Consider the following 26,364-nt stretch of genomic DNA (forward strand, 5'->3'; position numbering starts at 1 on the left):
CCGGCTGCTCAGCGGGTCCGGCGCAGCACCGCCACGCCGTACGGCTCCAGGTCCACCGACTCCACCCGGGTCCCGTCGAGCGTCTCCAGCCCGCCGGTGACCGTCGGCGTCACCGTGGTGCCGTCGGGGTGCTCGCTGACCAGCACGACGACCTCCCGGCCGTCCGCCTGGACCAGCCGGTCCGCCAGGACTCGGGGGTCGTCGGGCACCCGCACGGGTCGGCCGATCCCCGCGAGCGTGGCGAGCGCGTCGTACAGGCGCCAGGTCTCCTCCGGGTTCACCCGGCCCTGGGCGCTCGCCAGGTACTCCACCGGGTAGGTGCACAGCACTGCCCGGCCCGGCCCGTGCTCCTTGACCACGATCGCCGGCCGGCCCTGCGCGTCCCTGGCGACGACCGTGCCGTCCGTGACGGTCACCGGCAGATGGGCACGCGCCTCGGTGGTGCCGGCGACGCGGAACCGCAGCACGTCGCCCGGGCGCAGGGACCCGAGCTCGGCCTCGACGGTCAGCACGACCTCGTCGTCGGCGATCGGGTCGTTCAGCCCGTACGCCAGCTCGGGCAGGACGCCGAAGAGCTCCTCCGTCCGGATCCACCAGGGTCCGCGCTGCACCGGCGACTCGCCGGCGCAGTACGACGCGTAGACGGTCGCGCCCGACTCCGCGAGCTCGAGGACCTGGACCCACGACGGCCCGGTCAGCTGCTTGACCGACGGCAGCAGGTACAGGTCGTAGCCGGCCGGCAGCCCGCCGTCCGTGGCCTCGCGCACCACCCCGACCGGCAGGTCGGCCTCGCGGGCCGCGATGTACGCCTGCTCACCGGTGCGCACGATCAGCGCACGTTCGACCTCGTTGGTGAACGGGTAGTCCGCGGCCAGGTGGGACGGGACGACGAGCGCGGCCTGTGCCTCGGCGCGACGGCACGTGCGGACGTCGATCTCGCGCAGGGTCGTGGCGAAGCGCGCGAGCTCGAGCAGCGGCGGCTTGGGCTCACCGGTGGACGTGGTGACGCCGAAGTGCAGCTCGAACGGGTGGTGGGTGTACGGCCGCTGGTGCAGCACGGTGTCGTAGTCGGTGTTGTTCCACGCGATCCAGCCGGTGGCGCCCGCCAGGAGCGTGGTGTGCAGGAGCTGGCGGTAGTACGCGGCGGCACCGGCCGGGGACACGAAGTCGCTCGACAGCCCGAACTCCTCCATGACGACGGGCCGTCCGCCGACCGCCGCCAGCTCGCAGACGTACGCCGCCTTGAGGTGCTGCCGGACCTGGTCGGTCTCCATGCGGTACACGTGCGGGCCGGTGAAGTCGACGAACCGCCCGAGGTCCACCGTCGAGTAGCCGTTGTCGTGCCCGGTCTGCTCGATCCCCCAGGCGCCGTCCCCGATCGACACCGGCTGGTGCCCGCCACCGGCCCGGACGGCATGGACCATGAGCTGCGCCCAGGCAGCCACGTCCTCGCGCCGCCCCTCTCCCCCGTAGATCGGCATCTCGTTGGAGATCAGCCATCCCGCGACCGCGGGGTGCTCGGCGTACCGGGCGGTCAGCGTGGCGACGTACCAGGCCTGCCGGCCGACCAGCCACACGTCGGTGTAGAGGTCACGCCCACCGCGCCAGACGGGGTCCCAGTTCTCCCCCGACATGTGCCCGACCAGGAAGGTCGGGATCGTCGTCATCCCCAGCTCGGCGTGGGCGTTGAGGAAGTCCGCGTAGTGCGTGCAGAGCTCCTCGTCGACCGTCGTCGGTGTCGGCATGAAGTCCGGCCAGTAGAAGAACGACCGGGTCATGCCCAGCCCGTGCTCCGCGAGGACGGCGAGCTCCTCACGCACCAGGTCCGGGTCGTAGCTGCGCCACATGAGCGGCCCGCCCGCGCGGGACCAGAAGTTGGCCCCCAGCCACGAGACCGGGCCGGTCGGCCCGACGACGACGTCGAAGCTTCGATGCATGGGGGTCCCTCACTCCGGGTGGCTGGGCGAGCTCACTTCACGGCTCCCGCCGTCAGGCCGGCGACGAAGTGCCGCTGCAGCAGGAGGAAGCCGATCACCACGGGGATGCTCACCACGAGCGAGGCCGCCATGATCTCGTTCCAGTACACGTTCGTCTGCGTCGAGTACTGCCGGATGCCCACGGCGAGCGTCCGGTTCTCCTCCGTCGTCATCACCGACGCGAACAGGACCTCGCCCCACGCCGTCATGAACGCGTAGATGGCCACGGCGATCACGCCCGGCCGGGCCGCGGGCAGCACGACGCGCAGCAGGGCGCCGATCGGGGAGCAGCCGTCGACGCGGGCCGCCTCGTCCAGCTCCTGCGGGATGCCGTCGAGGTACCCGGCCAGCATCCAGATCGAGAACGGCAGCGAGAACGTCAGGTACGTGATGATGAGCCCGATCCGCGTGCCGATGAGCTGCACGCCGGAGCCCTGCTCGATGTTCACGAAGATGATGAACAGCGGCAGCAGGAACAGCACGCCGGGGAACATCTGCGTCGACAGCACGGTTGTCGAGAAGACCGACCGGCCCCGGAACCGGTACCGAGACAGGGCGTACGACGCGAAGATGGCGATCACCAGGCTCGCGAGCGTCGCGGCGGTGGCCACGATGACGCTGTTCAGGAAGTACCGCGCGAGCGGCACCGTGGTCCACATGTCGACGAACGGCTGGAACGTGATGGTGGTGGGCCACCAGGAGAACGCCCCCCGGACGTCCTGCAGGGGCTTCAGGGACGACGTGACCATGATGTACAGCGGCAGCAGCGTCACCACGCCGAGCACGAGCACGACGACGAGGCGGAACGTCTTGAAGGCGCGGGTGTCATGCACGGCGTGACCTCCGGTTCATCACGATGAGGTAGGTCCCGGTGACCAGGAGCAGGAACAGCAGCAGCAGGACCGACATCGCAGCACCGGCGCCGAAGTTCCAGGTCAGGAACGACGCGTTGTAGATGTGGAACGAGATCAGGTCGCCCGCGGCCGGCTGCGCGGTGCCGAACAGGATGTAGGGCGTGTTGAAGTCGTTGAACACCCACAGGAACATCACCAGCACCAGCACCAGGTTCACCGGCCGCAGCATCGGGAGGGTGATCGAGCGCCACGACCGGAAGGCGTGCGCCCCGTCCACGGCGGCGGCCTCGTAGATGTCGTTCGGGATCGACTGCAGGCCCGCGGTCAGCATGAGGAAGGCGAACGGCCACATCCGCCAGACGGCGACCACCAGGATCGAGATGAACGCGTAGCCGCCGATCAGCCAGAAGGGCCGCTCCTCCAGCACACCCAGGTTGTCCACGAGCAGGTGGTTGATCACCCCCGAGTCGCGCTGGAGCATGAAGTTCCACGTGACGATGCCGGCGTAGACCGGCAGGGCGTACGGGACCAGGAACAAGGTGCGGAAACCGGACCGGCTGCGGAACGGCCGCTGCAGCGCGACCGCGGCGGCCATGCCCAGCACCCACGACACCCCGACGACGATGACCGTGTAGGCGCACGTGATCGCGAACGAGTTGAGCAGTGATCGCCCGACCGCACCGTCGATGTCGAGGGCGACCCGGTAGTTGTCGAGCCCCACGAACGGGGCGCTGGTCCAGCTACGGATGAAGAAGCGGGTCAGCTGCGTGAAGCTCATCCAGATGCCGGTGAGCATCGGCACCAGGTGGATGACCAGCTCCAGCACGACCGCAGGCGCGAGCAGCGCGTAGGGCAACCACCAGCCGCTCTTGCGCCGGCGGCGGCCGGTGTCCGGGCGGACCGCGGGACGGGGCGGGGCGGGGGACGTCGTCGTGGCCATGGCATCTCCTGGGTCGCTCAGGGAGGGCCGGCGGCGCGGGCGCCTCGTCGCGCCGCCGCTGGGTGCGGCCGTCGCGTGGTCCGGGCGTCGGCCCGGACCACGCGGCGACCGTCTCGATCAGCCGACCGACGCCTGGACCTGGTCCTGCGCGGTCTGCATCGCTTCCTTCACGTCGTCCGCCGTGACCGTCCCGCCCGTCGCGATGGTGGCGAACATGGTGTTCATCGCTTGGCCGACCGTCGTCTCGAACTGGTCCTCGGCCGGCACCAGCGGGAGCGGCGCGGACCGCTCGTTGTAGATCTGCGTGAAGGTCTCCGCCTCCTCCGCGTTGTCGGTGAAGACCGCCTCGGCGCCCTGGAGCACCGGCAGCGACGAGAACGGCTTGCCGAGCGTGGTCTGCACCTCTTCGCTGGTCATGTACTCGACGAACTGCAGCGCCTCGTCCGGGTGCTCGGTGTTGGCGAACACGGAGAGGTTGATCCCCGCCACGTGGCTGGCGACGTCGCTCGGCGCGTCGGACGGCGCCGGGAACGGGACGACGCCGTACTGGTCGGGGGTCATGCCGTTCGCCTGGATCGTGGAGTTGGCGTTGTTCTGGTTGAGGATCATCGCCGCCTTCCCGGTCGCGAAGTCCGCCACCGCGAGGGTCCCGTTGTCGTACTGGGCGTTCGACGGGTTCACCACCTCGTCGCTCTGCATCAGGTCGAGGTAGCGCATGATGCCCTCGACCACGCCGTCCTCGGTGAAGGTGGGGTTGCCCTCGTCGTCGAAGAGCTCGGCACCGTTCTGCGTGGCGTTGATGAACGCGAAGTGGTTGTTCTCGGTGTAGCTGCCCGCCGCCAGCGACATGCCGTAGACGCCGGCCGCCGGGTCGGTGAGCGCCTGCGCGGCCGAGACCATGTCCTCCCAGGTGGTCGGCGGTTGCAGGCCGGCCGCCTCGAACATCGCCTTGTTGTAGTACAGCCCGTACGCCAGTCCGTACAACGGCACCGACGTCGGGTCCGTGCCCTCTGCCCCGCCGGTCGCGAGGGCGGCCTCGACGAACTTGTCCGCACCCCCGATCGCCTCCATCGCCTCGTCGTCGAACGGCATGAAGGCTCCGGTCGCCTGCAGCGAGACGGCCCACGTGTTACCGATGTTGACCACGTCGGGGGCCTGGCCGGAGGTGACGGCCGTCTGGATGCGCGTCTGCAGGTCGTTCCACCCGATGACCTCGAGGTCGACGCCGATGCCCGTCTCCTCCGTGAACTGCTCGAGGACGGGGGTCAGGACCTCCTCGTCGTTCTCGAGGCTGGTGCCCTGGTTGCTGGCCCAGTAGGTCAGGGTCACGTCCCCGTCGCCGGAGGACTCCCCACCGCCATCACCACCCCCCGAGCAGCCGGACACGACGAGCAGGGCGGGCACGACGGTGAGGACTGCGAGGTTGCGAAGCTTCACGGTGACTCCCTTGTCGAGCGCGGAAACCTAACCGGTTCAGTTGGCAGGCCCAAGTATCCGCCCGAACCCCCTCGAAGGGAACGTGTCGGACAAAAGTCACCGCGGCAGCGCGGGTTGCCTGGGCACGCCGGCCCAGAGCACTCAGAGCACCCAGCGCGCTCAGAGCACTCAGCGCGCTCAGGGCGCGGCGGGTCCGGTGCTGGCGCGCACGCGCAGCTCGCTCGGCTGCGGTACCGCACCGTCGTCGGCCACGCCGGCGATCTCGTCCAGCAGGGCTCGCGCGGACAGGCGGCCGTACTCGCGGGGATGACGGTCCAGCGCGGTCATCGGCGGCGCGCCGACCTCGCAGAGCATCGAGTCGTCCCAGCTGAGCACGGACACCTGGCCGGGGACGCCCACCCCCGCGGCGGCGGCGGCCCGCATCGCACCCAGCGCCATGAGGTCGTTGGACGCGACCCACGCCGTGGGACCGCCCCGGCGACGCAGGTGCTGGGCGACCAGCCGCGCGGCCGTGTCGACGGTGTAGTCCGCCGGCACCGTCTCGACGAGCATGCCGCGCCGCGCGGCGACCTCCCGCATCAGCTCGTCGCGCCGCTCCTCGTGCAGGAGGTCGAGCGGGCCGGTCAGGTGAGCGACGCGCCGGTGCCCCAGCGCGTGCAGATGCCCGACGACACGCTCGGCGTCGCCGCGCTCGTCCGGCACCACGGCCCTGATCCGCGCACCGGGGCCGGGCACGCCGTGCAGCACCGCGGGCAGCCCGAGGAGCTGCACGAGCGGGATGCGCGGGTCGACCCGGCGCTGGTCGAACAGCATGACGCCGTCCACGCGCTTCTCACCGGCCCACTTCTCGTAGACGGCGAGGTCCCGACCGGGCTCCGCGGTCACCATGCGCAGGAGCAGCGCGTACTCGGAGTGGATCAGCACCGACTCGATGCCCGAGATGACGAGCATGTAGTACGGCTCGGTGCCGATGACCTCCGGCTCCCGGGCCAGGACCACGCCCACCACCCCGGCCCGCCCGCCGGACAGCGCCCGCGCCGACGAGCTCGGGTACCACTGCAGCTCCCGGGCCAGCTCCAGCACCCGGGCACGCGTCTGATCGCTCACCCCCGGCTGACCGTTCAGGGCGTAGGAGACCGACGCCTTCGATATCCCCAGGAGCCGAGCCAGCTCGCCGATGTTCACCCGCCCGGCCATGGCGTGATCCTAGGGGCCGGTCTTCTCCTGGTCCTCCAGGTCCCAGGCCTCGGTCCGCCGGCGCGCCTTGTCCAGTGCGTGCGCGGCCTCGTCACGCGTGGCGTACGGGCCCATGAGCTTGGTCCAGTCGCTCTTGCGGCCCTCCTCGACCTCGTGCGTCTCGATGTTGAACCAGTACTTGCCAGCCACGTCGCTCTCCCTCCTACCTGCACCGGCGCCGACCCGCCCCGATGCACTCCTGTCCGTAGACTGCCAGGTATGTCGCCCGTGCACGCGTCACGATCCGCCCTCGCCCCGGGGATCGTCAGCCCTCGTCGAGCCGTTCCGCCGACCATCGCCCGGCCCGAGTACGTCGATCGGCCCGGACCGGAGCGGTGGGACGGCAGCGACGTCTTCGAGCCCGAGATGATCGAGCGCATCCGGCGGGCCGCTCGCATCGCGGCGCAGGCCCTCGAGCTGGTCGGCAGCCACGTCACCCCGGGGATCACCACGGACGAGCTCGACGCGATCGGCCACGAGTTCCTGATCGACCACGGCGCCTACCCCTCGACGCTCGGCTACCGCGGCTTCCCCAAGTCGCTGTGCACGTCGATCAACGAGGTCATCTGCCACGGCATCCCCGACTCGACCGTCGTCGAGGACGGCGACATCGTCAACATCGACATCACGGCGTACATCGACGGGGTGCACGGTGACAACAACGCGACGTTCCTGGCGGGGGACGTCGACGAGGAGTCGCGGCTCCTGGTGGAGCGCACGCAGGAGGCGCTCGCCCGCGCGATCAAGGCGGTGGTCCCGGGGCGCGAGCTCAACGTGATCGGCCGCGTCATCGAGAAGTACGCGGCGCGCTTCGGCTACGGGGTCGTGCGGGACTACACCGGGCACGGTGTCGGCCCGGCGTTCCACACCGGGCTGGTGGTCCCCCACTACGACGCCGCACCCGCGTACGACGCGCTCATCGAGCCCGGCATGGTGTTCACCATCGAGCCCATGCTCAACCTCGGCACACCCGACTGGGTCATGTGGGACGACGACTGGACCGTCCTGACGGCCGACGGACGGCGCAGCGCGCAGTTCGAGCACACCCTGCTGGTCACCGAAACCGGAGCGGAGATCCTCACCCTGCCATGAGCGACCACAAGCACAAGAAGTCCGTCGACACAGCGTTCGGCATCGACATCGGCGGGAGCGGCATCAAGGGCGCGCCCGTGACGCTGTCCGACGGGCAGTTCGCCGCCGACCGGGTGCGGATCCCGACGCCCCAGCCCTCGACGCCGGACGCCGTCGCAGCGACCGTCGCGAAGGTCGTCGACTCGTTCCACCTGGGCAGGGACGTCCCGATCGGCGTCACGTTCCCGGCCGTGATCCTGCACGGGGTGGCGCAGTCCGCGGCGAACGTCGACAAGTCGTGGATCGGCACCGACGTCGAGAAGGCGGTGCACGACGCGACCGGGCGCAAGGTCCTCGCGGTCAACGACGCCGACGCCGCCGGCTACGCCGAGGTGCGGTACGGCGCCGCGAAGGGCGTCGACGGCGTGGTCCTCGTCGTGACGCTCGGCACCGGCATCGGCTCGGCCCTCATCATCGACGGCCACCTGGTGCCCAACACCGAGCTCGGGCACCTCGAGATCGACGGGTACGACGCGGAGTCGCGCGCCGCCGAGAGCGTGCGCGACCGCGAGGACCTCAACTGGGCCCAGTGGGCCGAGCGGCTGCAGCGGTACTTCTCCGTGGTGGAGAACCTGTTCTGGCCCGACCTCATCGTGGTCGGCGGTGGCGTGAGCAAGCACCACTCCGACTTCCTGCCGCTGCTCGACCTCCGCACCAAGATCGTCCCGGCGAAGCTGCGCAACGCGGCGGGCATCGCCGGAGCGGCGGCGCTCGCGGCGCAGGCCCACGGCTGAGGCTGCGCGCGACCTCGTCGAGGTCGCGCCGGGGGTCCACGTCGCCACGAGCACCGTCTACACGACGACGTCGACCGTCGTGGTCGCAGATCATGGCACGTGCCTGGTGGTCGACCCTGCCGTGACCGCGCGCGAGGTCGACGCCCTGGCGGCGGCGATCCGCGACCGCGGCTGGACCCCCGTGGCCGTCTGGTCGACGCATGCCCACTGGGACCACGTCCTCGACGGGCCAGGGCTGGCGCACCTCCCCCGCTGGGCGGCCGCTGCACCGGCCACCGCCCGCGAGACGCTCGCCGCCGAGCGTGACACCGACCCGGAGCTGGCGGCGTCCGGCGAGCGCCCGGCGCCCATCGCGGCCGCGGCGACGCCCTTCCCGCGGCGCACCGCCACGGTCCTCGACTGGGCGGGGCCGACCGTCCACGTCCTGACCCACACCGCTCATGCCCGTCCGCACACCGCGCTCGTGCTGCCGGAGGCGGGCGTCCTGCTGGCGGGCGACATGCTCTCCGACGTCGAGGTCCCCCTGCTCGACCTGGCCGCGGCCGACCCCGTCGGCGACTACCTGGCGGCGCTGACGCTCCTCGAGTCCGCCGACGCGCGCACGGTCGTGCCGGGGCACGGGCACGTCGGGCGCGGCGCCGAGGTGGGCCGGCGGCTCGACGCGGACCGCGCGTACCTCGCCGCACTCATCTCCGGCACGGACCTGGCCGACCCCCGGTGCGCGCTCCCCTGGGTCGCTGCCGCGCACGCGGCGCAACGCGCGGCCGTCAGGGGCCCGGGAGCCGAGGGATAACACCTGGCGCGGATGGGTGCTCGGCCCTACCGTGCGGGCATGGCACCCGTGGTCTCCCAACTGACGATCGACAGCGCCGACCCGCACGCCCTCGCCCGGTGGTGGAACGAGGTGCTCGGGTGGCGCCACGCCTGGGACCCGGCGGACGACGAGGAGGAGGTCGGCATCGAGCCGGCCGACGGCTCCGCGACTGCCTGGCTCTTCCTCAAGGTCGCCGATGCCAAGGCGGGCAAGAACCGCCTGCACGTCGATCTGCGCCCCCAGAACGGCTCCGACCAGGCCACGGAGCTGGAGCGGCTGCTGGCGCTCGGTGCCACGCGCGTGGACATCGGCCAGGGTGACGTCCCCTGGCACGTGCTCGCCGACCCCGAGGGCAACGAGTTCTGCCTCCTGCGCAGCACGCCCGACGAGGCCGCCGCGGCCGACGCGGCCGACGCGGAGCAGGCCACCGGCGCCTGAGCCGCTCGCCCGCCCGGGTGACAGTCGTCCGACATGCTCGAATTCGGACGAATCGGTCGGTAGGTTCCTCGCATGGTCAGCGCCGCACTACCGGTCCTGGGCGACATCGCGTGGCAGGACTGGGAAGAGTGGGTGCCGCTCGCCCTCTCGGTGCTCACGCTCGTCGTCGCGCTCTTCGCGTGGGGCTCGGCCGCCCGAGCCGGGCGCCGGGTCGCGCGCCAGGGCGAGGCGACCTTGCGGCAGGCCAAGGCGTTCGACGAGCAGGTCGCGATCGCCCGTGAGGCGCTCGAGCTCGCCCGCCGGGAAGCCCTCGACGCACGCGCCGATGCGGACCGCCAGCGGCAGGAGACCGACCGGACGCGGCGCATGCTGGAGGAGGTGCGACTCGACTCGCTCGCGCCCGTCGTCGTCGCACGGGCCATGCCGAGCGGCTCGGACGCTCCGGGGCGCCCCCGGCTCGATGCGTGCCAGCTCACGGTGGGTGGCCAGGGCACCTGGCGCCCGCTGTCGGGGCACCTCGCCGTCGGGCTGGACCAGGCCTACGCCTTCCGCACCGCCCTGACCCTCTGGTTCGAGAACGTCTCGGACCGAGCCGCACAGGTGGACATCCTCGACTCCGCCGGCGGCGAGCTCGACCTGCTGCCCGGCCACCCCGTCGTCATCCCCGCGCGCGAGTCGCGCAGCGTGACGTGGGTGCGCACGTGGTCCTCGCATGACCTGGCCAGTGACGAGCAGGTCCAGGATCCCGCCGCGTGGCTGTTCAACCTGTCCTTCACCGTGACCGACCTCGGGCTGCACGTGCGCGACACCTACGCGTTCGACGGCGACCTGCGGTTCTTCGACCGGGACGGCTCCTGGCTCGTCGTGATGCCCGAGCCTCCCCTGCCCTGGACGTCCGACGTCGCCTCGATGCTGCCCGGGCGGGCCTACCAGCGCCTCGACGCGCCGGTCAGCTGAGGGCCGCGCGCACCGACGCCGAGAGCTTCTTGCCGTCCGCCGACGCACCGGCCCGTGCCGTCGCCTCCTTCATGACCGCGCCCATGTCGCGCAGGGACGTGGCCCCGACGTCCGCGATCACCGCGGTCACCAGCGCCTGCAGCTGGTCGTCGGACAGCTGCGCGGGCAGGTAGGTCTCGATCACGTCGGCCTCGGCGCTCTCCGTGGCGGCACGCTCGGGCGCCCCCGCGTCCGCGTAGATCTGCGCGGAGTCGCGGCGCTTCTTCACCTCGCGCGCCAGGACCTTGAGCACCTCGTCGTCCGACAGCTCCTTCTCGACGCTGCCCGCCTTGGCCTCGAACCGGACGGCCGCGATCAGCTGGCGCAGCGTGCTGACGCGCAGGGTGTCGCGGGCCTTCATGGCGGTGGTCAGGTCGGACGTCAGCTGGTCGAGGGTGCTCATGGAGCCATCGTGCCCTGCGGACGCCGGCCGGCGCAGCGGCACTCGCGGTGGAGCGGATGAGTCAGTCGATACGCCGGGTTCTGTCCTCGCGCGCGGTTGCCCGCACTGCGCGAGTGGCGGCCATCCCTCTACGACGTACGTTGCCGCACGCCTCCAGCGGCCTACCCGGGAGCTCGGGCGAGCAGCCCTCGAACGCTCCCTGTCTGACCTTGCTCCGGGTGGGGTTTACCTAGCCGCACCGGTCACCCGGCACGCTGGTGGTCTCTTACACCACCGTTTCACCCTTACCCGACCAGCGAACCGGTCGGGCGGTCTGTTCTCTGTGGCACTGTCCCGCGGGTCACCCCGGGTGGGTGTTACCCACCACCCTGCTCTGCGGAGCCCGGACGTTCCTCGGCGAGCCCGGGGGCTCGACGCGGCCGCCTGACTGACTCATCCGCGGTGACAGCCTAGACGTCCACGCGGTAGGTCAGGGACAGCTCGTCGCCCGAGGCGCCGCGGATCCCCCAGTTCTCCGGCGGGCTCTCGATGATGACGACCTCGAGGTCGTCGGTGGACAGGCCGAGGGTCGGCGCGACGTCGTCGAAGAACGCGGCGATCAGGGCGCGACGGGCCGCGCGCGAGCGCCCGGTGAAGCAGAGGATCTCGACGACCAGGTAGTCCCTGCCGCGCGGTGCGACGAGGTCGTCGCCGTCGAGCAGCAGGAACCGGTGGAATCGCTTGTCCTCGGGCAGTCCCCAGGTGCCGACGAGGGCGCGGTGGACCGCGTCGGAGACCGAGCCGCGGCGGTCCTGCCAGACGTCGCGCCGGCCGTAGATCTTCACGTGCGCCATCGGACCTCCATGCGCGTCGTCGTCCCGCGGGAGCCTACAGTTCTGGCGTGCTCGTGCTCCTGCCGCCCTCCGAGGGCAAGACGCCACCGCGCGCCCGCGGCCCCCTGCTCGATCTCGACAGCCTCTGCTCGCCCGGGCTCACGCCCGTCCGGGAGAAGGTCCTCGACGCGCTGGTCGAGGTGAGTGCGTCGCCCGATGCGATGACGGTGCTCGGCGTCGGCGCCAGCCTGTCCACCGAGGTGGCGCGCAACGTCCACCTGAGGACCGCGCCGACCGCACCGGCGAAGCAGGTGTACACCGGGGTCCTGTACGCGGCCGCGGGACTCGACCGGCTCACCCCGACCGGACGCACCCGGGCCGCGCAGAGCGTGCGGATCGTGTCCGGCCTGTGGGGACTCGTCGCGCCGGACGACCCGATCCCCGCCTACCGCCTCTCCATGGGCACCGACCTGCCGGGCATCGGCCCCCTCGCCGCGGCCTGGCGGGGGGCGCTCGGCGTCGAGCTCGGGGCGCGCGCCGAGGGCGAGCTGGTGGTGGACTGCCGGTCGGCCGCCTACCTCGCCGCATGGCACCCGCCGCGGTCGGCCGACTGGGTGCAGGTGCGCGTCCTGCGCGAGCTCGACGGCGCGAGGTCCGTCGTGTCGCACAACGCCAAGCACACCCGCGGGGTGCTCACCCGCCACCTGCTGACGCGCCGCGGGCGCGCGCCGCACGATGCCGAGTCGCTGGCCCGGGTGGCGGGCGAGCTCGTCGGCTCCGCGCTGCTGGCCGTCGAGCTCGGACCTCCCGCGCGCGGGGCACGCACGCTCGAGCTCGTCGTGGCCTGAGTGGCCCGCCGACGCCGCGTGCCGTGGTGGCTCGTCGCGGTCGTCGTGACCGTTCTCGTGCTCGTCACGGGAGCGCTGCCGACCGACGACGCCCGGGAGCTGGCCGAGCGGACGCTGCCGGTCCTCGTGTTCGTGGCGGCCCTCACGGTCGTCGCCGAGCTGTGCGCCGGCGCCGGGCTGTTCGACGCCGCGGCTGGGCTCGCCGCGCGTCTGGCCGGTGGGCGGCGCTGGGTGCTGTGGGCGCTCGTGGTGGTGCTGGCGATCGTGAGCACCGCGGTGCTGTCGCTCGACACGACCGCGGTCCTGCTCACGCCCGTCGTCATCGCCCTCGCGCGCCGGACGCGCACCTCGCCGCTGCCGTTCGCCCTCGCGGTGCTCGCCCTGGCCAACACGGCCTCCCTCGTCCTGCCGGTCTCCAACCTGACCAACCTGCTCGCCGACCACACGCTGCGGGCGGCCGGCGTCGGGTACCTCGCCCTGATGTGGGCGCCGGCCCTCGTCGCGATCGTCGTGACGGTCGCGTTCCTCGGCGTGCGGGACCGGCGCGCACTCGCCGGTCGCTTCGACCCGCAACCACCTCACCCCGTGCGCGACCGGCCCCTCCTGCTGGTGTGCGCGCTCGCGGTCGGCGCCCTCGCGGTCGTGTTCGTCGCGGGCGCCGAGCCCGCGCCCACCGCCGTCGTCACCGCCGCCGTGCTGCTCGCCGCCACGCTCGCGCGGCACCAGAAGCTGCCCGTCGCGGCTCGCGACCTGGTGCCGTGGCGCACGCTCGTGGTGGTGCTCGGCCTGTTCGTGGTCGTCGCGACGGCCCACGCGCAGGGCCTCGGGCAGGTGCTCGCCCAGGCAGCGGGCACCGGGGACGGGCCCGCGTCGTTGCTGCGGATCGCCGCGGTCGGCGCCCTCGCGTCCAACGGCATGAACAACCTGCCCGCCTACCTGGCGCTGGAGCCGGCGGCGGGCGCCGAGCCGCTGCGGGTCGCGGCCTTGCTGGTCGGCACCGGTGTCGGCCCCCTGATCACGCCCTGGGGCTCGCTGGCCACCGTCCTGTGGTGGCAACGCTGCCGCACCCTGATGCTCGATATCCCAGCCGGGACGATCGTGCGTCAGGGCCTCGTGCTGGCGCCGCTGGCGGTCGTGGCCGCCACCCTCGCCCTCGTCGCCGCGGCCTGAGGGCGGCTCAGGCCGACCAGCCCTCGCTCGGCACGCCCACCACGGCGATCTCGTCGCGTCGGTCCGCGAAGAGCCGCACGATGCTCACCGACGCGGGGGCGACCCGCAGCTGGCTCCACGACGAGGGCTGCGCGCCCATCGTCACGCCGAGCGCGGCGCGGATGGAGACCGCGTGGCTCACGACGACGACGGTCCGGTCGACCCCGGCGGCCAGCAGCGCGTCCAGGCCGCGCTGCAGGCGGTGCCCGACGTCCTGGATCGACTCGCCACCCGGCGGGCGCAGGTCCGCCTTCGTGTGCCACGGCTCGAGCTGGCCGGGCCACCGCTCCTCGATCTGCTCGGCGGTCAGCCCTTGCCACTCGCCGAAGTTCGCCTCCTGGAACGTGTCGTTCGTGAGGAGGGGCAGGCCCAGCCGCTGGGCGATGATCTCTCCGGTCTGCTGCGTGCGGACCATGGGCGAGGCGATGATCTCGCTCGGGTACGGGATGTCGCCCCACAGGTCGCGTCCGACGCGGTCGACCAGGTCGGCGGCGTCGCGCGCCTGGCGCAGCCCGGTCTCGTCGAGGGGCGGACCGGGCTCACCCGAGCCGGAGTACCCGCGGGAGACGGTCATGGTGGTCTGACCGTGCCGCACGAGGACCACGGTGACCGGCTGCTCCTCGTCGAACCGCACGCCCGCCCCGGACGGCCGCGGCGCCCGCTTGGGCGGGGACCCGGCAGGGTCGGCGGTGGTGCGGTCCAGCGGTTCGGCGGCGTCGCTCACGACTCGCAGTCTGGCGCGCGGGCGCCCCGGGCGCGACCCCCTGCTCAGCCTCGGGCGGGCTCCGGCAGCCGGACCAGGATGCGGCCGCACTCCTCGCACCGCACCACCTGGTCCTGCGGGGCCTTGACGATGGCCTCGACGTCGAGCGGGTTGAGCTCGAGCCGGCAGCTCTCGCAACGCCGGCCGCGCAGCGCTCCCGCGCCCTTCCCGCCGAGCTGCGCGCGCAGTCGCTCGTAGAGCGTCACGAGGCCGGCGTCCAGGCCCTCGACGGCCGCCGCACGCTCGGCGCGCACCGACTCGGCGTCGGCGTCCAGCGCGGCGTACGCGGCATCGCGCTCCGCCTCCACGGCCGCACGCTTCTGCGCCAGCGACTCGTGCGCGGTCGTGACCTCGGCGAGCGCCGTCTCGTGCGCCTCGAGGCGCTCCATCACGTCGAGCTCCACCTCCTCGAGCTCCGCCTGGCGCCGGCCGAGGGCGACGAGCTCGCTCTGCAGCGCCTGGAGGTCCTTGGGGCTGCCCTGCCCCGAGTCGAGCCGCGACTGGTCGCGCGCGGCGCGCACCCGCACCTGCTCGACGTCGGCCTCGGCCTTGCGCAGCTCGCGCTGGAGGTCGCTCACCGCCGTCTGGGACGTCACCAGCGCGGTGTGCAGGTCGGTCACCTGGGACGCGAGCTCGACGAGCCGGGCAAGCTCCGGCAGCGTGCGCTTCTTGTGGGCGATCTGGTCCAGGCGGGTGTCGAGAGCCTGGACGTCGAGCAGTCGGCGCTGGTCCGCTGCGGGGGCAGTCGTCACGGGTGTCCTTCCGGCGGTGCTGTGGGGGCGTTCGGTTCCGGGCTCGCGACGCGACCCGTCCACGGGTCGGTGCTCACCGTGCTGACGCGGGTCTCCACCGTAGTGCCCGCGGCGGCGCAGTCGTGCTCAAGGGTCCGGGCGGCGAGCTCGAGCCAGGGCCACTCGGACGCGAAGTGCGCGACGTCCACGAGGTAGGGCGTGCCCGAGCCGACGGGCGACCCGTCGTGGCGGGCGCGTTCGCGCAGCTCCGAGGAGGGGTGGTGGCGCAGGTCCGCCGTCACGTAGGCGTCGACGCCCGAGGCGCGCACGGCGTCGAAGAACGAGTCCCCCGACCCGCCGACGACGGCAACCCGCTCGACCCGCCCGTCGGGGTCCCCCGCGAACCGCACGCCCTGCGCGGTCGCCGGAAGCGCGGCGGCGACGGCGGACGCGAACGCCCGCAGCGTCGTCGGCTCCGCCAGCGACCCGACACGGCCCGTACCGGTGGCCGCGGGCCACGAGGCCAGCTCCAGCACGTCGAACGCCGGCTCCTCGTACGGGTGGGCAGAGCGCAGCGCCGCGACCACCGACGCGCGCAGGCGACGGGGCGCCACCATCTCCACGCGGGCCTCCACCACGCGCGCCGCCTCTCCCGCGGAGCCGATCGTCGGTGAGGCCGCGTCGGTCGGTGTGAACGTCCCCTCCCCGGTCGAGGTCCAGGCGCAGCGCGTGTACTCGCCGATCGCGCCCGCTCCCGCGGCGGCGAGCGCGTCCACGAGGCGCTCCGCGTCGGCGACCGGGACGAAGACCACGTGCTTGTCGAGCGCCTCGGAGGCCGCCGGTTCCAGTGGCGACGTGCCGACCAGACCGAGGGCCGCCGCCAGCGCGTCGTTCACGCCGCCGGCGGCCGCATCCGCGTTGGTGTGCGCCGTGAACAGGGCGGTACCGGAGCGGACGAGCCGGTGCAGGAGCGCGCCCTTGTAGGTGGTCCCCGCGATCGAGTGGACCGGCCGCAGGAGCAGGGGGTGGTGCGTCACGACGAGGTCGGCACCCCAGTCCGCTGCCTCGTCGGCGACGACCGCAACGGGGTCGACCGCGAACAGGACGCGACGGACCGGCTGGGACGGGTCGCCCGTGACGAGGCCGACCGCGTCCCACGACTCGGCGGTGGACGGGGGGTAGCGCCGTTCGAGCAGTCGGACGACGTCGGCCAGGGTGGTCGCACTCACGTCCCGCACGCTACCGGTCGGACGTCTCGACGCGGTCGCCCGCCCTGATCCGGCCGGTGCGTACCGGAACCATCTGGACGCCGAACCACACCTCGCCGTCGGCGCGTCGGTGACGGGCGAGCGACAGCAGCGGCTCCCTGCCCTTGACCTGCGTGTCCGGGTCGATCGTCGTCATCACGCACCGCCCGCAGCGGTCCGCGAACCGGAGCTCGACCGCGCCGGCCACGAGCCGTCCCCAGCCGTCCTCGGCGAAGGGCGCGAGGTCGCCGTCGACCACCAGGTTGGGCCGGAACCTGCGCATGTCCAGGGGCCGCCTCGGCTCGGGCGCCGGCTCGCCGGCCCGCAGAGCCCGCTCCACGCGCTCGTCGTGGAGCTCGGCGGCCCAGCCGTCGAGACGGCGCAGCGACGCGGTGGTCGTGACGTGCACGGGCCCGGTGTCGACGAGGGCCAGCGGGTCGGCGGGCGAGCCGCCGTGCTCGGCCGACATCCCGCGTCGCGCCGGGTCGTCCAGGTGCACCAGACGGACGGACCGTCCCAGCAGCTGCGAGCACCAGGCGTCGGCGTCGCCGCCCGCGCTCGTCGCCGCATCCAGCCGGCTGAGGCGGACGGGGACGTCGGGCGGCCCGTCGGGGACGTCGACGAGCAGGCTCGGCATGCCCGGCGCCGAGAGCCGGACGCGGTCACCCTCGGGTGCCGCGACGGCCGCGAGCATCCGGGGGTGCTTGCGCGCCGTCAGGGTCACGCCGTCGGCGTCGACCAGCATCCAGCGCCGGTCACCGCGCGGGCCGGAGGCGCCCACCTCCATCGACTCCACGGGAGTCCCCGCGAACGACTTCACGGGGAACACCGTCATCGCGGAGACGACCGGCGCGGTCAGGGGCATGGCCGGACCCTAGCAACCGGCGGCTCCGACGCTGCCCGCTGCTCCGAGCCGTCGAGCGGGCACCGGCGCCCGCGCCCGCACGCGCCGCACCGGGCATCCGACCTGGGGAAACGTGGGCCCGGCCGGTTTCGAACCGGCGACCTCCGCGGTGTAAGCGCGGCGCTCTGACCAGCTGAGCTACAGGCCCCGACGGACGCCCGACGCGCGGGCGGCTCGACGGGCGCACAGCCTACCGGCGTTCAGGCGGTCAGAGCCGCGAGGGCCTCGCGGTAGGCCGCGACGTCCCGCGGCTTGCCGGGAGGGTTGACGACGCTCCACCGCAGCACGCCGGCGGCGTCGAGCAGGAAGCTGCCGCGCACGGCGAAGCCCCGGGACTCGTCGAAGACGCCGTAGGCCTTGGCCACCTCGCCGTGCGGCCAGAAGTCCGACAGCAGGTCGAACGCGAAGTGCTCCTGCGCCGCCCACGCACGCAGGGCGTGCCCGGGGTCGCAGGACACGACGAGCACGTGCGCGCCGGCGTTCTCGAAGTCCGTGATGTTGTCGCGCAGCTGGCACAGCTCGCCCGTGCAGGTGGCGGAGAACGCGAACGGCACGAACACGACGACCACCGGCCCGCCCCGCAGACCGGCCAGGGTCACCGGGGTCCCGTGGGTGTCAGGCAGGGAGAAGTCCGGCGCCGGGGCACCGAGCGGGGGGGTGGTTCGCGCGATGTCTGCCATGGCGCGGACTGTAACAACCGAGGACGACACGGTCCGCCCGGAGACGCCACGAGGGGCCGCGACCGCGCCGGTCGTGGCCCCTCGTCGAGCTGTGCAGCAGGTCGGTCAGCGACCGCGTCCGCGGGTGCCGAGCCGCGTGGCGGACCAGTCCCGCGCGATCGCGAACGTGCTCATCGCGTGCAACCCGGAGGTCGTCGCCGCCTCCTCGATGTCGCTGTGCGAGACGTGACCGGGGCGTCCGGCCTTCGGTGTCAGCACCCAGATGGGCCCGCCGTCGTCGAGCACGGTCATCGCGTCCACGAGCGCGTCGGTGAGGTCCCCGTCGCCGTCGCGGAACCAGATCACCGCACCGTCCGTGACGTCGTCGAACTCCTCGTCGACCAGCTCCGTGCCGGTCATCGCCTCGATGCTGGCGCGGAGCTCCTCGTCGACGTCGTCGTCGTACGCGAACTCCTGGATGACCTGGCCCGAGGTGAATCCCAGGCGGCTGGCCGCCTGCGACGCGCCTTCGTCCGCGGTGGATGACACGTCCGGACCGCTCCCTTCCGTCATGGCGACCTCGTGGGCGCCCCTGCTCGTTGCCGCACACGCTAGCCCACCGCACCCGAGCAGGCCCACGCAAGGCCCGCACGGGCGAGGGTGTCGCCACCGCCGACGCCCGACTGTCGTGGACGTCACGCTCCCCGGTGTGACTTTCGGGGCCTTCGGGTCAGACAATAGGTGGATTACCCGCACCCGCCCTCCCCGCCCCCGGGCGCTCAGGACCGGGCCGGGCCAGATGCGCCGCCGACGCCGACCGGGCTCGTGCGCGCGCACGAGACGCAAGGAGCGCTGGTGGCTTCGATCGACGAGACGGGACCCCTCATCGGTGGTCTGCTGAGCCAGGTGCCGGACATCGACCCGGACGAGACCGGTGAGTGGGTGGAGTCCCTCGACGGACTCATCGACGACAAGGGCGGACCCCGCGCCCGGTACGTGCTGCTGAGCATGCTGCGGCACGCCCGCCAGCGGAACGTGGCCATCCCGGCCTCCCTCACCACCCCGTACGTGAACACCATCGCGGTGCACGACGAGCCCTACTTCCCCGGCGACGAGGCCCTCGAGCGCCGCTACCGGTCCTGGATCCGCTGGAACGCCGCGGTCATGGTCACGCGGGCCCAGCGCCCCGGGGTCGCGGTCGGTGGGCACATCTCCTCCTACGCGTCCGTCGCGACGCTGACCGAGGTGGGCCTCAACCACTTCTTCCGCGGCAAGGACCACCCGGGCGGCGGTGACCAGGTCTACTTCCAGGGTCACGCCTCCCCCGGCGTGTACGCCCGCGCCTTCCTCGAGGGCCGGCTGACCGCGCACCAGCTCGACGGGTTCCGCCAGGAGCTCTCGCACCCGGGCGGCGGGCTTCCGTCGTACCCGCACCCGCGCCTGGCGCCCGAGCTGTGGGAGTTCCCCACGGTGTCGATGGGCCTGGGTCCGTCGTCGGCCATCTACCAGGCCTGGACCAACCGCTACCTGCACCTGCGGGGAATCAAGGACACCAGCCAGCAGGACGTCTGGGCGTTCCTGGGCGACGGCGAGATGGACGAGCCCGAGTCCCGCGGCATGCTCCAGCTGGCCGGCCAGCAGGGTCTGGACAACCTGACGTTCGTCGTGAACTGCAACCTGCAGCGCCTCGACGGCCCCGTCCGCGGCAACGGCAAGATCATCCAGGAGCTCGAGGCGCAGTTCCGCGGCGCCGGCTGGAACGTCATCAAGGTCGTCTGGGGGCGTGAGTGGGACGCCCTGCTCAACGCCGACAAGGACCGCGCGCTCGTCAACCTGATGAACACGACGCCGGACGGCGACTTCCAGACGTACCGCGCCGAGAGCGGCGCCTTCATCCGCGAGAACTTCTTCGGCCGCGACCCGCGGACCAAGCAGCTCGTCGAGAAGATGACGGACGACGAGATCTGGGCGCTCAAGCGCGGCGGGCACGACTACCGCAAGATCTACGCGGCCTACAAGTCGGCGCGTGAGCACACCGGGCAACCGACGGTCATCCTCGCGCACACCATCAAGGGCTACGGCCTGGGCTCCGGCTTCGCGGGGCGCAACGCCACGCACCAGATGAAGAAGCTGAAGTCGGACGACCTGAAGACGCTGCGCGACTCGCTGCACATCCCGATCACGGACGAGCAGATCGACGAGAACCCGTACGTCCCGCCGTACTTCCACCCGGGCGCGGAGGACGAGGGCATCAAGTACATGCTCGAGCGTCGCCGGCAGCTCGGCGGCTTCGTGCCCGAGCGTCGCACGGCGCACAAGCCGCTGACCCTGCCCTCGGACAAGGTCTACGAGGGCCTGGCCAAGGGCTCGGGCCAGCAGGAGGTCGCCACGACCATGGCGCTCGTGCGCCTGTTCAAGGACCTGGTGCGGGACAAGGAGTTCGGCCACCGCCTGGTGCCGATCATCCCCGACGAGGCCCGCACGTTCGGTCTCGACTCGATCTTCCCGAGCGCCAAGATCTTCAACACGAACGGCCAGAACTACATGGCCGTCGACCGCGAGCTCATGCTCTCCTACAAGGAGTCCGAGTCCGGTCAGATCATGCACACGGGCATCAACGAGGCGGGGTCGGCGTCGGCCTTCCAGGCCGTCGGCACGTCGTACGCGACGCACGGCGAGCCGCTCATCCCGTTCTACTTCTACTACTCGATGTTCGGGTTCCAGCGCACCGGCGACCAGTTCTGGGCCGCCGGCGACCAGATGACCCGTGGCTTCCTCATCGGCGCCACCGCAGGCCGCACGACCCTCACGGGCGAGGGCCTGCAGCACGCCGACGGGCACTCGCCGCTCCTGGCGGGGACCCAGCCGCACGTCGTGCACTACGACCCGGCCTACGGGTACGAGATCCGGCACATCGTCAAGGACGGCATCGAGCGGATGTACGGCGAGGGTCACGACCGTGACCGCGACGTCATCTACTACCTCACCGTCTACAACGAGCCCATGCACCAGCCGGCGGAGCCCGACGGCGTCGACGTCGAGGGCATCCTGCGCGGCATCTACCAGCTCGCACCGGCCGAGGGTGACGGGCCGCGCGCCCAGATCCTGGCGTCGGGCGTGGCCGTGCCGTGGGCGCTCGAGGCGAAGAAGCTGCTGGCCGAGGACTGGGGCGTGCAGGCCGGCGTCTGGTCGGTGACGAGCTGGAACGAGCTGCGTCGCGACGGACTGGCCGCGGACCGGCGGGCCTACCTGCACCCGGGCGAGGAGGAGCGCGTGCCGTACCTGACGCAGAAGCTCCAGGGTGCCGAGGGTCCGTTCGTCGCGACCACGGACTACGACCACCTGGTCGCCGACCAGGTGCGGGCGTGGATCCCGGGGACGTACGCCACGCTCGGCGCGGACGGCTTCGGCTTCTCCGACACCCGCGCGGCGGCACGTCGCCACTTCAAGATCGACGGTCCGTCGACGGTCGTCCGGGTGCTGCAGCAGCTCGCCCGCACCGGAGCGGTGAGCGCCGAGGCACCCGCGCAGGCCATCGAGCGCTACCGCCTGTACGACGTCACTGCGGGCACGTCGGGCAACACCGGCGGCGACAGCTGACCTGACGCACGCACGACGAAGGCCCGGGCTCTGCTGAGCCCGGGCCTTCGTCGTGCCCCGCGTCAGGTGCCGGGGATCGTCTGTTCCGCGTGGGCGACGTCCCGCGCGAGCTCGCTCCTGAGCTCGGCGATGGCCTTCTGGTCCGGGTAGAGGTCCAGCGCGGCGACGTGCTGCTTGGCCTCCAGCGGCCGACCCGCCTCGATCGAGGCGAGCACGAGCTGGCGCGCGACCTCGGGGTCGTGCTCACGCGGCCGCCAGTGCCCGACGCCCAGCCCGAGGGCGTCGACGGGCATGCCCGCCTCGCGCAGCAGCCCCAGGGCGGCGGCGAGCGCCTTGCCGGAGGGGTCGCGCTCCGCGGCGGTGGTCAGCCGGCGGACCGTGCCCTCGTGGTCGTCGTGCACAGACAGCCGGGCGACCTCGATGAGCGGGTACCACGCGCGCGGGTTGCCGGCGAGCTCCTCGCCGAGGGCCCAGACGGCGAGGTCGGCCGCGCGCTGGCGCTCCGTCTCGTCGACCGGCGCAGCGAGCGGGTCCTGGTCGGAGTTGGGGTCGGCGGCTCGGCGACGGACGATCTCCGCGAGGGCCACGAAGGCGCGCTCGTTGTTCGGGTCGTCGCTGAGCATGGAGCGCAGCGCGTCCTCGTGGAGCGTGTCGCCGCGCCGCGCAGCCTTGGTGGGACGGCGCGCACCGACCCGCGAGGCCGAGGACGGCCTTCGCATGAGCTGACGCAAACGGGGCAGGAGAGCCATGACGCGACCCTATCCGGTAGGGACGGAGCCCACCTGGTCGCGGACGTACCTCACATTTCCGTGATGGTTGCCTGAGACCGCCGTTTGTCGACTTCCCACAAGGCGAACCTTATGCTCCCCCCATGTCCAGCACCCTCCACCCGGCGAGCCCCGTCGCGCCCGACTCGCCGGACCCGGCGTTGCAGGGCCGCGTGCGCCGCTCTCCGATGGCTCGGATGCGCCCGCCGGTGCTCGAGGCACGCGGTGGACCCGAGACGCAGCGCCGGGTGCGTGACGGCGCAGGGCTCCTCTCCGCTGCAGCGATGCGGCGCCTGGACGACGACCTCGACTGGTACCGCGTGCTGCCCGCCGAGGACCGCTCCTGGGTCGGCCTGGTCGCCCAGGCGGGCATCACCGCGTTCGTCACGTGGTTCGCCGAGCCGACCCGGCCGCCGCACGGGGTCGGCGACATCTTCGCCGCGGCCCCGCCCGAGCTGACCCGGTCCATCTCGTTGCAGCACACGCTCCAGCTCGTCCGCGTGGTGGTGGACGTGGTCGAGACCCACAGCGACCGGCTGGCCGCACCGGGCGACGAGCGCGAGGTCCGGGAGGCCGTCCTGCGGTACTCGCGCGAGGTCGCCTTCTCCGCCGCCGAGGTCTACGCCCGTGCGGCAGAGGTCCGCGGCGCGTGGGACGCCCGGCTCGAGGCGCTCGTCGTCGACGCCCTCGTCCGGGGCGACGTGGACGACGCCCTGCGCTCCCGGATCGCGGCGCTCGGGTGGAGCGGCCGCGGATCGACGCTGGTGCTGGTCGGGACGACGACGGCGGCGCTGGACGAGGTGCGGGGTGCCGAGCTCCGGCGCGCCACCCTGCGCGCCGCCGACGACGCGCTCGTCGGCGTCCAGGGCGACCGCCTCGTGGTGTTCCTCGGCGGCGAGGGCGACCTGCGCGCCGCGGCCGAGACGCTGCTGCCGCGGTTCGGGCCCGGCCCCGTCGTGATCGGCCCGGTCGTCGGTGACCTGACGGACTCGCCCCGCTCGGCACGCGCAGCGCTGTCGGGGCTGCTCGCGGCCCGCGCGTGGGAACGGGCGCCCCGACCGGTGCTGGCCGACGAGCTCCTGCCCGAGCGCGTGCTCGTGGGGGACGTCGTCGCGCGGCGGATGCTGGTGGCACAGGCGTACGAGCCGCTGGCCGCCAGCCAGGGGTCTCTCCTGGAGACGCTCTCGGCCTACCTCGGCACCGGACGCTCGCTCGAGGCGGCCGCCCGCACGCTGTACGTGCACCCCAACACGGTGCGGTACCGCCTGCGCCGGGTCTGCGACGTCACGGGCTGGGACCCGCTCGACGCCCGCGAGTCGTACGTGCTCCAGACGGCGCTCGCGCTCGGGCGCCTGGACACCCCGGCGCCCGCGCCGGACGTCGCCCGCTGATTGGACCTGCCAGGGTTGTAGGAGTCGCACAAGGGCACCCGCCAAGGTTGGTGCACGCCGTGCGGCGGTCAGACGCCCGGGGCCGGGCAGAGTGGTCGGATGCTCGTCGTCGTATGCCCCGGTCAGGGCGCCCAGTCCCCCGGCATGCTCGCCCCGTGGCTCGAGCTGCCGACCGTCGCCGAGTCGATCGCGCGGGCCTCCCGCACGACCGGTCTCGACCTCGTCGCCCACGGCACCACGTCCGACGCCGACACCATCCGGGACACCGCGGTGGCGCAGCCGCTGCTCGTCGCGACGGCGCTGGCAAGCCTGCGCGCGGTCCTCGACGTCGGTCCGGACGACGCGCTCGACATCGCCGCCCAGAAGGTCGTGGGAGCCACCGCGGGGCACTCGGTCGGTGAGCTCGCCGCGGCGGTGGTCGCCGGCGTACTGACGGACGACGAGGCCCTGCGACTCGTAACCGTGCGTGGCGCGGCGATGGCCCGCGCGGCCACCACGACCCCGACCGGGATGAGCGCCGTGCTGGGCGGCGACCCGGACCAGGTGCTGGCGTCGCTCGCCGAGCACGGTCTGGTGCCTGCCAACGTCAACGGTGCCGGCCAGGTGGTCGCGGCGGGGACGCTCGAGGCCCTCGCGGCGTTCGCTGCCGCTCCGCCGGCGCGCGCCCGCGTCGTCCCGCTGCAGGTGGCCGGCGCGTTCCACACCGAGCACATGGCGCCGGCGGTGGCCGAGCTGCGTAGCGCGGCCGATGCCGTGACGCCGGGCGAGCCGATGATCACCCTGCTCACCAACTCCGACGGCAGCGTCGCACCGTCGGGCGCCCGGGCGCTCGAGCTGATCGTCGCCCAGGTGGCCAACCCGGTGCGCTGGGACCTGTGCCAGTCGACGCTGCAGCGACTGGGTGTCACCGGCCTGCTCGAGGTGGCGCCGGGAGGCGTGCTCACGGGTCTGGCGCGGCGTACGCTGCCCGGGGTCGAGACGGTCGCCGTCAAGACTCCCGCCGACCTCGACGCCGCGCGTGACCTGGTGCGTCGGCACACCGGAGCCCCCGAGAGCAGCCTGGAGAACCCGTCGTGACCCGTCCCACCCTCACGCAGGCCACCGGCCCCGCCCACACCCGCATCCTGGGCATCGGCGGCGTCCGCGGCGAGCGGGTCGTCCCCAACGACGAGCTGGTCGCCGCGATCGACTCCTCCGACGAGTGGATCCGCCAGCGCACCGGCATCGTGACGCGCCGCCGTGCCGAGGCCGGCACCGACGTGCTGGACCTCGCCGAAGGCGCCGCCCGGGCCGCCCTGGAGAACGCGGGCCTGACCGGCGCCGACATCGACGTGGTGATCCTGTCGACCGTCACGTACTTCCACCAGACGCCCGCGGGCGCCGCCATCGTCGCCGAGCGCATCGGCGCCATCCCCGCCGCGGCGTACGACATCTCGGCCGCCTGCGCCGGCTACTGCTACGGCATCGGCCAGGCCGACGCGCTCGTCCGTGCCGGCTCCGCCCGCAACGTGCTGGTCATCGGCGCCGAGAAGATGAGCGAGTTCGTCGACCCGACCGACCGCTCCATCTCCTTCCTGCTCGGCGACGGCGCCGGCGCGGTCGTCGTCGGCCCCTCCGACACGCCCGGCATCGGCCCGACGATCTGGGGATCCGACGGCAGCCAGGCGCAGGCCATCCGGCAGACCCACTCGTGGCTGGCCACCCGCGACGAGGGGCTCGGCTGGCCGACGCTGCGCCAGGAGGGTCCGAGCGTCTACAAGTGGGCCGTCTGGCAGATGGCGCCGGTCGCGCAGAAGGCGATGGACGCGGCGGGAGTCACCGCCGACCAGATCGAGGCGTTCATCCCCCACCAGGCGAACATGCGGATCATCGACCAGATGGTCAAGACCCTGAAGCTGCCCGACACGGTCGTCGTCGGACGGGACATCGTGGACACGGGCAACACGTCCGCGGCCTCGATCCCGCTGGCGACCGAGCGGCTGCTGCGGGAGGGCCAGGTGCCCAGCGGCGCGGTCGCCCTGCAGATCGGCTTCGGCGCGGGCCTCGTCTACGCGGCGCAGGTCGTCGTCCTGCCCTGACGGCCTGCGCACGACGCCGGTTGTACGGTTCGTCCCACCCCCAGCACCATCCACCAGAACGACACGACACGAGGAGACACCGATGGCGTACAGCGAGCAGGAGATCCTGGCCGGCCTGGCCGAGATCGTCAGCGAGGAGACCGGTCTGCCCACGGACTCCGTCCTGCCCGAGAAGTCCTTCACCGACGACCTCGACATCGACTCGCTGTCGATGATGACGATCGTCACGCTCGCCGAGGAGAAGTTCGACGTCCGCATCCCCGACGACGAGGTCAAGAACCTCGCCACCGTCGGCGACGCCGTCTCGTTCATCACGGGCGCGCAGGCCTGAACCTGCCGAACCCGGGTCGGTCCCGGGCAGTGAACGCCCGGGACCGACCTCTCTCGCACCACCTC

General features: G+C 72.7%; 27 protein-coding genes, 1 tRNA gene and 1 other RNA gene. 12 read left to right on the top strand and 17 right to left on the bottom strand.

What is annotated here, in order from left to right:
* Positions 1-8 precede the first annotated feature (8 nt).
* The 6 genes from KG102_RS10765 to KG102_RS10790 form a co-directional block, all read right to left on the bottom strand.
* Positions 9-1,937 carry a glycoside hydrolase 5 family protein gene (locus KG102_RS10765; RefSeq protein ID WP_208288894.1) on the bottom strand — a complete coding sequence of 643 codons (1,929 nt, stop codon included), beginning with the start codon at positions 1,935-1,937 and terminating at the stop codon, positions 9-11.
* A 32-nt stretch (positions 1,938-1,969) separates the two neighbouring features.
* Complete coding sequence (locus KG102_RS10770) at positions 1,970-2,809, bottom strand: carbohydrate ABC transporter permease (RefSeq protein ID WP_208214493.1); 840 nt, start codon at positions 2,807-2,809, stop codon at positions 1,970-1,972.
* Positions 2,802-3,770, bottom strand: a complete 969-nt coding sequence (locus KG102_RS10775; protein WP_208214494.1) for a carbohydrate ABC transporter permease — start codon at positions 3,768-3,770, stop codon at positions 2,802-2,804. Before KG102_RS10775 ends, KG102_RS10770 begins: the two co-directional genes overlap by 8 nt.
* A gap of 117 nt (positions 3,771-3,887) precedes the next feature.
* Positions 3,888-5,207 carry an ABC transporter substrate-binding protein gene (locus tag KG102_RS10780; protein ID WP_208288892.1) on the bottom strand — a complete coding sequence of 440 codons (1,320 nt, stop codon included), beginning with the start codon at positions 5,205-5,207 and terminating at the stop codon, positions 3,888-3,890.
* A 177-nt stretch (positions 5,208-5,384) separates the two neighbouring features.
* Positions 5,385-6,404, bottom strand: a complete 1,020-nt coding sequence (locus KG102_RS10785; protein WP_208288890.1) for a LacI family DNA-binding transcriptional regulator — start codon at positions 6,402-6,404, stop codon at positions 5,385-5,387.
* Positions 6,405-6,413: 9 nt separating this feature from the next.
* Entirely contained in the window at positions 6,414-6,593 is a 180-nt protein-coding gene (locus KG102_RS10790) for an SPOR domain-containing protein (RefSeq protein WP_208214497.1), read from the bottom strand.
* A 69-nt stretch (positions 6,594-6,662) separates the two neighbouring features.
* Here KG102_RS10790 and map point away from each other — a divergent pair, with 69 nt between their 5' ends.
* From map to KG102_RS10815, 5 genes are all read left to right on the top strand, one after another.
* Positions 6,663-7,535, top strand: a complete 873-nt coding sequence (gene map, locus KG102_RS10795; RefSeq protein WP_208214498.1) for a type I methionyl aminopeptidase — start codon at positions 6,663-6,665, stop codon at positions 7,533-7,535.
* Positions 7,532-8,308 (top strand): polyphosphate--glucose phosphotransferase, encoded by a 777-nt coding sequence (gene ppgK, locus KG102_RS10800; RefSeq protein ID WP_208214499.1) that lies wholly within the window; start codon positions 7,532-7,534, stop codon positions 8,306-8,308. Before map ends, ppgK begins: the two co-directional genes overlap by 4 nt.
* A 79-nt stretch (positions 8,309-8,387) precedes the next feature.
* The gene (locus tag KG102_RS10805; protein WP_208288888.1) at positions 8,388-9,101 is read left to right on the top strand and encodes an MBL fold metallo-hydrolase; all 714 of its coding nucleotides are present in this window, start codon (positions 8,388-8,390) and stop codon (positions 9,099-9,101) included.
* 39 nt (positions 9,102-9,140) lie between these two features.
* Entirely contained in the window at positions 9,141-9,560 is a 420-nt protein-coding gene (locus KG102_RS10810; protein WP_208288887.1) for a VOC family protein, read from the top strand.
* A gap of 72 nt (positions 9,561-9,632) precedes the next feature.
* Positions 9,633-10,517 carry a hypothetical protein gene (locus tag KG102_RS10815; protein WP_208214502.1) on the top strand — a complete coding sequence of 295 codons (885 nt, stop codon included), beginning with the start codon at positions 9,633-9,635 and terminating at the stop codon, positions 10,515-10,517.
* Here KG102_RS10815 and KG102_RS10820 read toward each other — a convergent pair.
* From KG102_RS10820 to KG102_RS10830, 3 genes are all read right to left on the bottom strand, one after another.
* Positions 10,510-10,959: a GatB/YqeY domain-containing protein gene (locus tag KG102_RS10820; RefSeq protein WP_208288885.1), complete on the bottom strand. Its 450-nt coding sequence runs from the start codon at positions 10,957-10,959 to the stop codon at positions 10,510-10,512. The genes KG102_RS10815 and KG102_RS10820 overlap by 8 nt on opposite strands.
* A 53-nt stretch (positions 10,960-11,012) precedes the next feature.
* An RNA gene (gene rnpB / locus KG102_RS10825) (RNase P RNA component class A) lies at positions 11,013-11,394 on the bottom strand.
* 14 nt (positions 11,395-11,408) lie between these two features.
* Positions 11,409-11,792 carry a tautomerase family protein gene (locus KG102_RS10830; protein WP_208214504.1) on the bottom strand — a complete coding sequence of 128 codons (384 nt, stop codon included), beginning with the start codon at positions 11,790-11,792 and terminating at the stop codon, positions 11,409-11,411.
* A gap of 47 nt (positions 11,793-11,839) precedes the next feature.
* On the opposite strand from KG102_RS10830, the gene KG102_RS10835 reads away from it, so the two are divergent.
* Positions 11,840-12,619: a YaaA family protein gene (locus KG102_RS10835; protein ID WP_208288883.1), complete on the top strand. Its 780-nt coding sequence runs from the start codon at positions 11,840-11,842 to the stop codon at positions 12,617-12,619.
* Entirely contained in the window at positions 12,620-13,789 is a 1,170-nt protein-coding gene (locus KG102_RS10840; protein ID WP_208288881.1) for an SLC13 family permease, read from the top strand.
* Between the two features lie 7 nt (positions 13,790-13,796).
* Here KG102_RS10840 and KG102_RS10845 read toward each other — a convergent pair whose 3' ends face one another.
* From KG102_RS10845 to KG102_RS10875, 7 genes are all read right to left on the bottom strand, one after another.
* Positions 13,797-14,552 (bottom strand): histidine phosphatase family protein, encoded by a 756-nt coding sequence (locus KG102_RS10845; RefSeq protein WP_249667284.1) that lies wholly within the window; start codon positions 14,550-14,552, stop codon positions 13,797-13,799.
* A gap of 44 nt (positions 14,553-14,596) precedes the next feature.
* The gene (locus KG102_RS10850; protein WP_208288879.1) at positions 14,597-15,343 is read right to left on the bottom strand and encodes a zinc ribbon domain-containing protein; all 747 of its coding nucleotides are present in this window, start codon (positions 15,341-15,343) and stop codon (positions 14,597-14,599) included.
* The gene (locus tag KG102_RS10855) at positions 15,340-16,551 is read right to left on the bottom strand and encodes a Nif3-like dinuclear metal center hexameric protein (RefSeq protein WP_208214508.1); all 1,212 of its coding nucleotides are present in this window, start codon (positions 16,549-16,551) and stop codon (positions 15,340-15,342) included. The genes KG102_RS10850 and KG102_RS10855 overlap by 4 nt, the downstream gene beginning before the upstream one ends.
* A 10-nt stretch (positions 16,552-16,561) precedes the next feature.
* Positions 16,562-17,434: an MOSC domain-containing protein gene (locus tag KG102_RS10860; RefSeq protein WP_208288876.1), complete on the bottom strand. Its 873-nt coding sequence runs from the start codon at positions 17,432-17,434 to the stop codon at positions 16,562-16,564.
* A gap of 113 nt (positions 17,435-17,547) precedes the next feature.
* Positions 17,548-17,621: transfer RNA gene (locus KG102_RS10865), tRNA-Val, on the bottom strand.
* Positions 17,622-17,673: 52 nt separating this feature from the next.
* Positions 17,674-18,153, bottom strand: coding sequence for a peroxiredoxin (locus tag KG102_RS10870; protein ID WP_208288874.1), 480 nt, complete (start codon positions 18,151-18,153; stop codon positions 17,674-17,676).
* Positions 18,154-18,258: 105 nt separating this feature from the next.
* A complete protein-coding gene (locus KG102_RS10875) occupies positions 18,259-18,705 on the bottom strand; it encodes a DUF3052 domain-containing protein (protein ID WP_243883916.1) in 447 nt (148 codons plus the stop codon).
* Positions 18,706-18,987: 282 nt separating this feature from the next.
* Here KG102_RS10875 and aceE point away from each other — a divergent pair, with 282 nt between their 5' ends.
* Positions 18,988-21,732 carry a pyruvate dehydrogenase (acetyl-transferring), homodimeric type gene (aceE, locus tag KG102_RS10880; RefSeq protein WP_208214511.1) on the top strand — a complete coding sequence of 915 codons (2,745 nt, stop codon included), beginning with the start codon at positions 18,988-18,990 and terminating at the stop codon, positions 21,730-21,732.
* Positions 21,733-21,794: 62 nt separating this feature from the next.
* Here aceE and KG102_RS10885 read toward each other — a convergent pair whose 3' ends face one another.
* Entirely contained in the window at positions 21,795-22,481 is a 687-nt protein-coding gene (locus KG102_RS10885; protein ID WP_208214512.1) for a hypothetical protein, read from the bottom strand.
* Between the two features lie 206 nt (positions 22,482-22,687).
* Here KG102_RS10885 and KG102_RS10890 point away from each other — a divergent pair, with 206 nt between their 5' ends.
* From KG102_RS10890 to KG102_RS10905, 4 genes are all read left to right on the top strand, one after another.
* Entirely contained in the window at positions 22,688-23,890 is a 1,203-nt protein-coding gene (locus KG102_RS10890) for a PucR family transcriptional regulator (protein WP_208289045.1), read from the top strand.
* Between the two features lie 99 nt (positions 23,891-23,989).
* The gene (locus KG102_RS10895) at positions 23,990-24,967 is read left to right on the top strand and encodes an ACP S-malonyltransferase (protein WP_208214513.1); all 978 of its coding nucleotides are present in this window, start codon (positions 23,990-23,992) and stop codon (positions 24,965-24,967) included.
* A complete protein-coding gene (locus KG102_RS10900; RefSeq protein ID WP_208288871.1) occupies positions 24,964-25,968 on the top strand; it encodes a beta-ketoacyl-ACP synthase III in 1,005 nt (334 codons plus the stop codon). Before KG102_RS10895 ends, KG102_RS10900 begins: the two co-directional genes overlap by 4 nt.
* Positions 25,969-26,050: 82 nt before the next feature.
* Positions 26,051-26,299, top strand: a complete 249-nt coding sequence (locus KG102_RS10905; RefSeq protein ID WP_056090400.1) for an acyl carrier protein — start codon at positions 26,051-26,053, stop codon at positions 26,297-26,299.
* Positions 26,300-26,364: the final 65 nt, after the last annotated feature.

The organism is Cellulomonas fengjieae (assembly GCF_018388465.1).
GTDB lineage: Bacteria > Actinomycetota > Actinomycetes > Actinomycetales > Cellulomonadaceae > Cellulomonas > Cellulomonas fengjieae.

Coding starts and splice junctions, on each gene's coding strand:
- KG102_RS10775 (WP_208214494.1), bottom strand. CDS start 3,770: ATGGCCACGACGACGTCCCCCGCCCCGCCCCGTCCCGCGGTCCGCCCG.
- map (WP_208214498.1), top strand. CDS start 6,663: ATGTCGCCCGTGCACGCGTCACGATCCGCCCTCGCCCCGGGGATCGTC.
- KG102_RS10890 (WP_208289045.1), top strand. CDS start 22,688: ATGGCTCGGATGCGCCCGCCGGTGCTCGAGGCACGCGGTGGACCCGAG.
- ppgK (WP_208214499.1), top strand. CDS start 7,532: ATGAGCGACCACAAGCACAAGAAGTCCGTCGACACAGCGTTCGGCATC.
- KG102_RS10830 (WP_208214504.1), bottom strand. CDS start 11,792: ATGGCGCACGTGAAGATCTACGGCCGGCGCGACGTCTGGCAGGACCGC.
- KG102_RS10765 (WP_208288894.1), bottom strand. CDS start 1,937: ATGCATCGAAGCTTCGACGTCGTCGTCGGGCCGACCGGCCCGGTCTCG.
- KG102_RS10905 (WP_056090400.1), top strand. CDS start 26,051: ATGGCGTACAGCGAGCAGGAGATCCTGGCCGGCCTGGCCGAGATCGTC.
- KG102_RS10895 (WP_208214513.1), top strand. CDS start 23,990: ATGCTCGTCGTCGTATGCCCCGGTCAGGGCGCCCAGTCCCCCGGCATG.
- KG102_RS10875 (WP_243883916.1), bottom strand. CDS start 18,705: ATGACGGAAGGGAGCGGTCCGGACGTGTCATCCACCGCGGACGAAGGC.
- KG102_RS10810 (WP_208288887.1), top strand. CDS start 9,141: ATGGCACCCGTGGTCTCCCAACTGACGATCGACAGCGCCGACCCGCAC.
- KG102_RS10885 (WP_208214512.1), bottom strand. CDS start 22,481: ATGGCTCTCCTGCCCCGTTTGCGTCAGCTCATGCGAAGGCCGTCCTCG.
- KG102_RS10860 (WP_208288876.1), bottom strand. CDS start 17,434: ATGCCCCTGACCGCGCCGGTCGTCTCCGCGATGACGGTGTTCCCCGTG.
- KG102_RS10785 (WP_208288890.1), bottom strand. CDS start 6,404: ATGGCCGGGCGGGTGAACATCGGCGAGCTGGCTCGGCTCCTGGGGATA.
- KG102_RS10820 (WP_208288885.1), bottom strand. CDS start 10,959: ATGAGCACCCTCGACCAGCTGACGTCCGACCTGACCACCGCCATGAAG.
- KG102_RS10815 (WP_208214502.1), top strand. CDS start 9,633: ATGGTCAGCGCCGCACTACCGGTCCTGGGCGACATCGCGTGGCAGGAC.
- KG102_RS10870 (WP_208288874.1), bottom strand. CDS start 18,153: ATGGCAGACATCGCGCGAACCACCCCCCCGCTCGGTGCCCCGGCGCCG.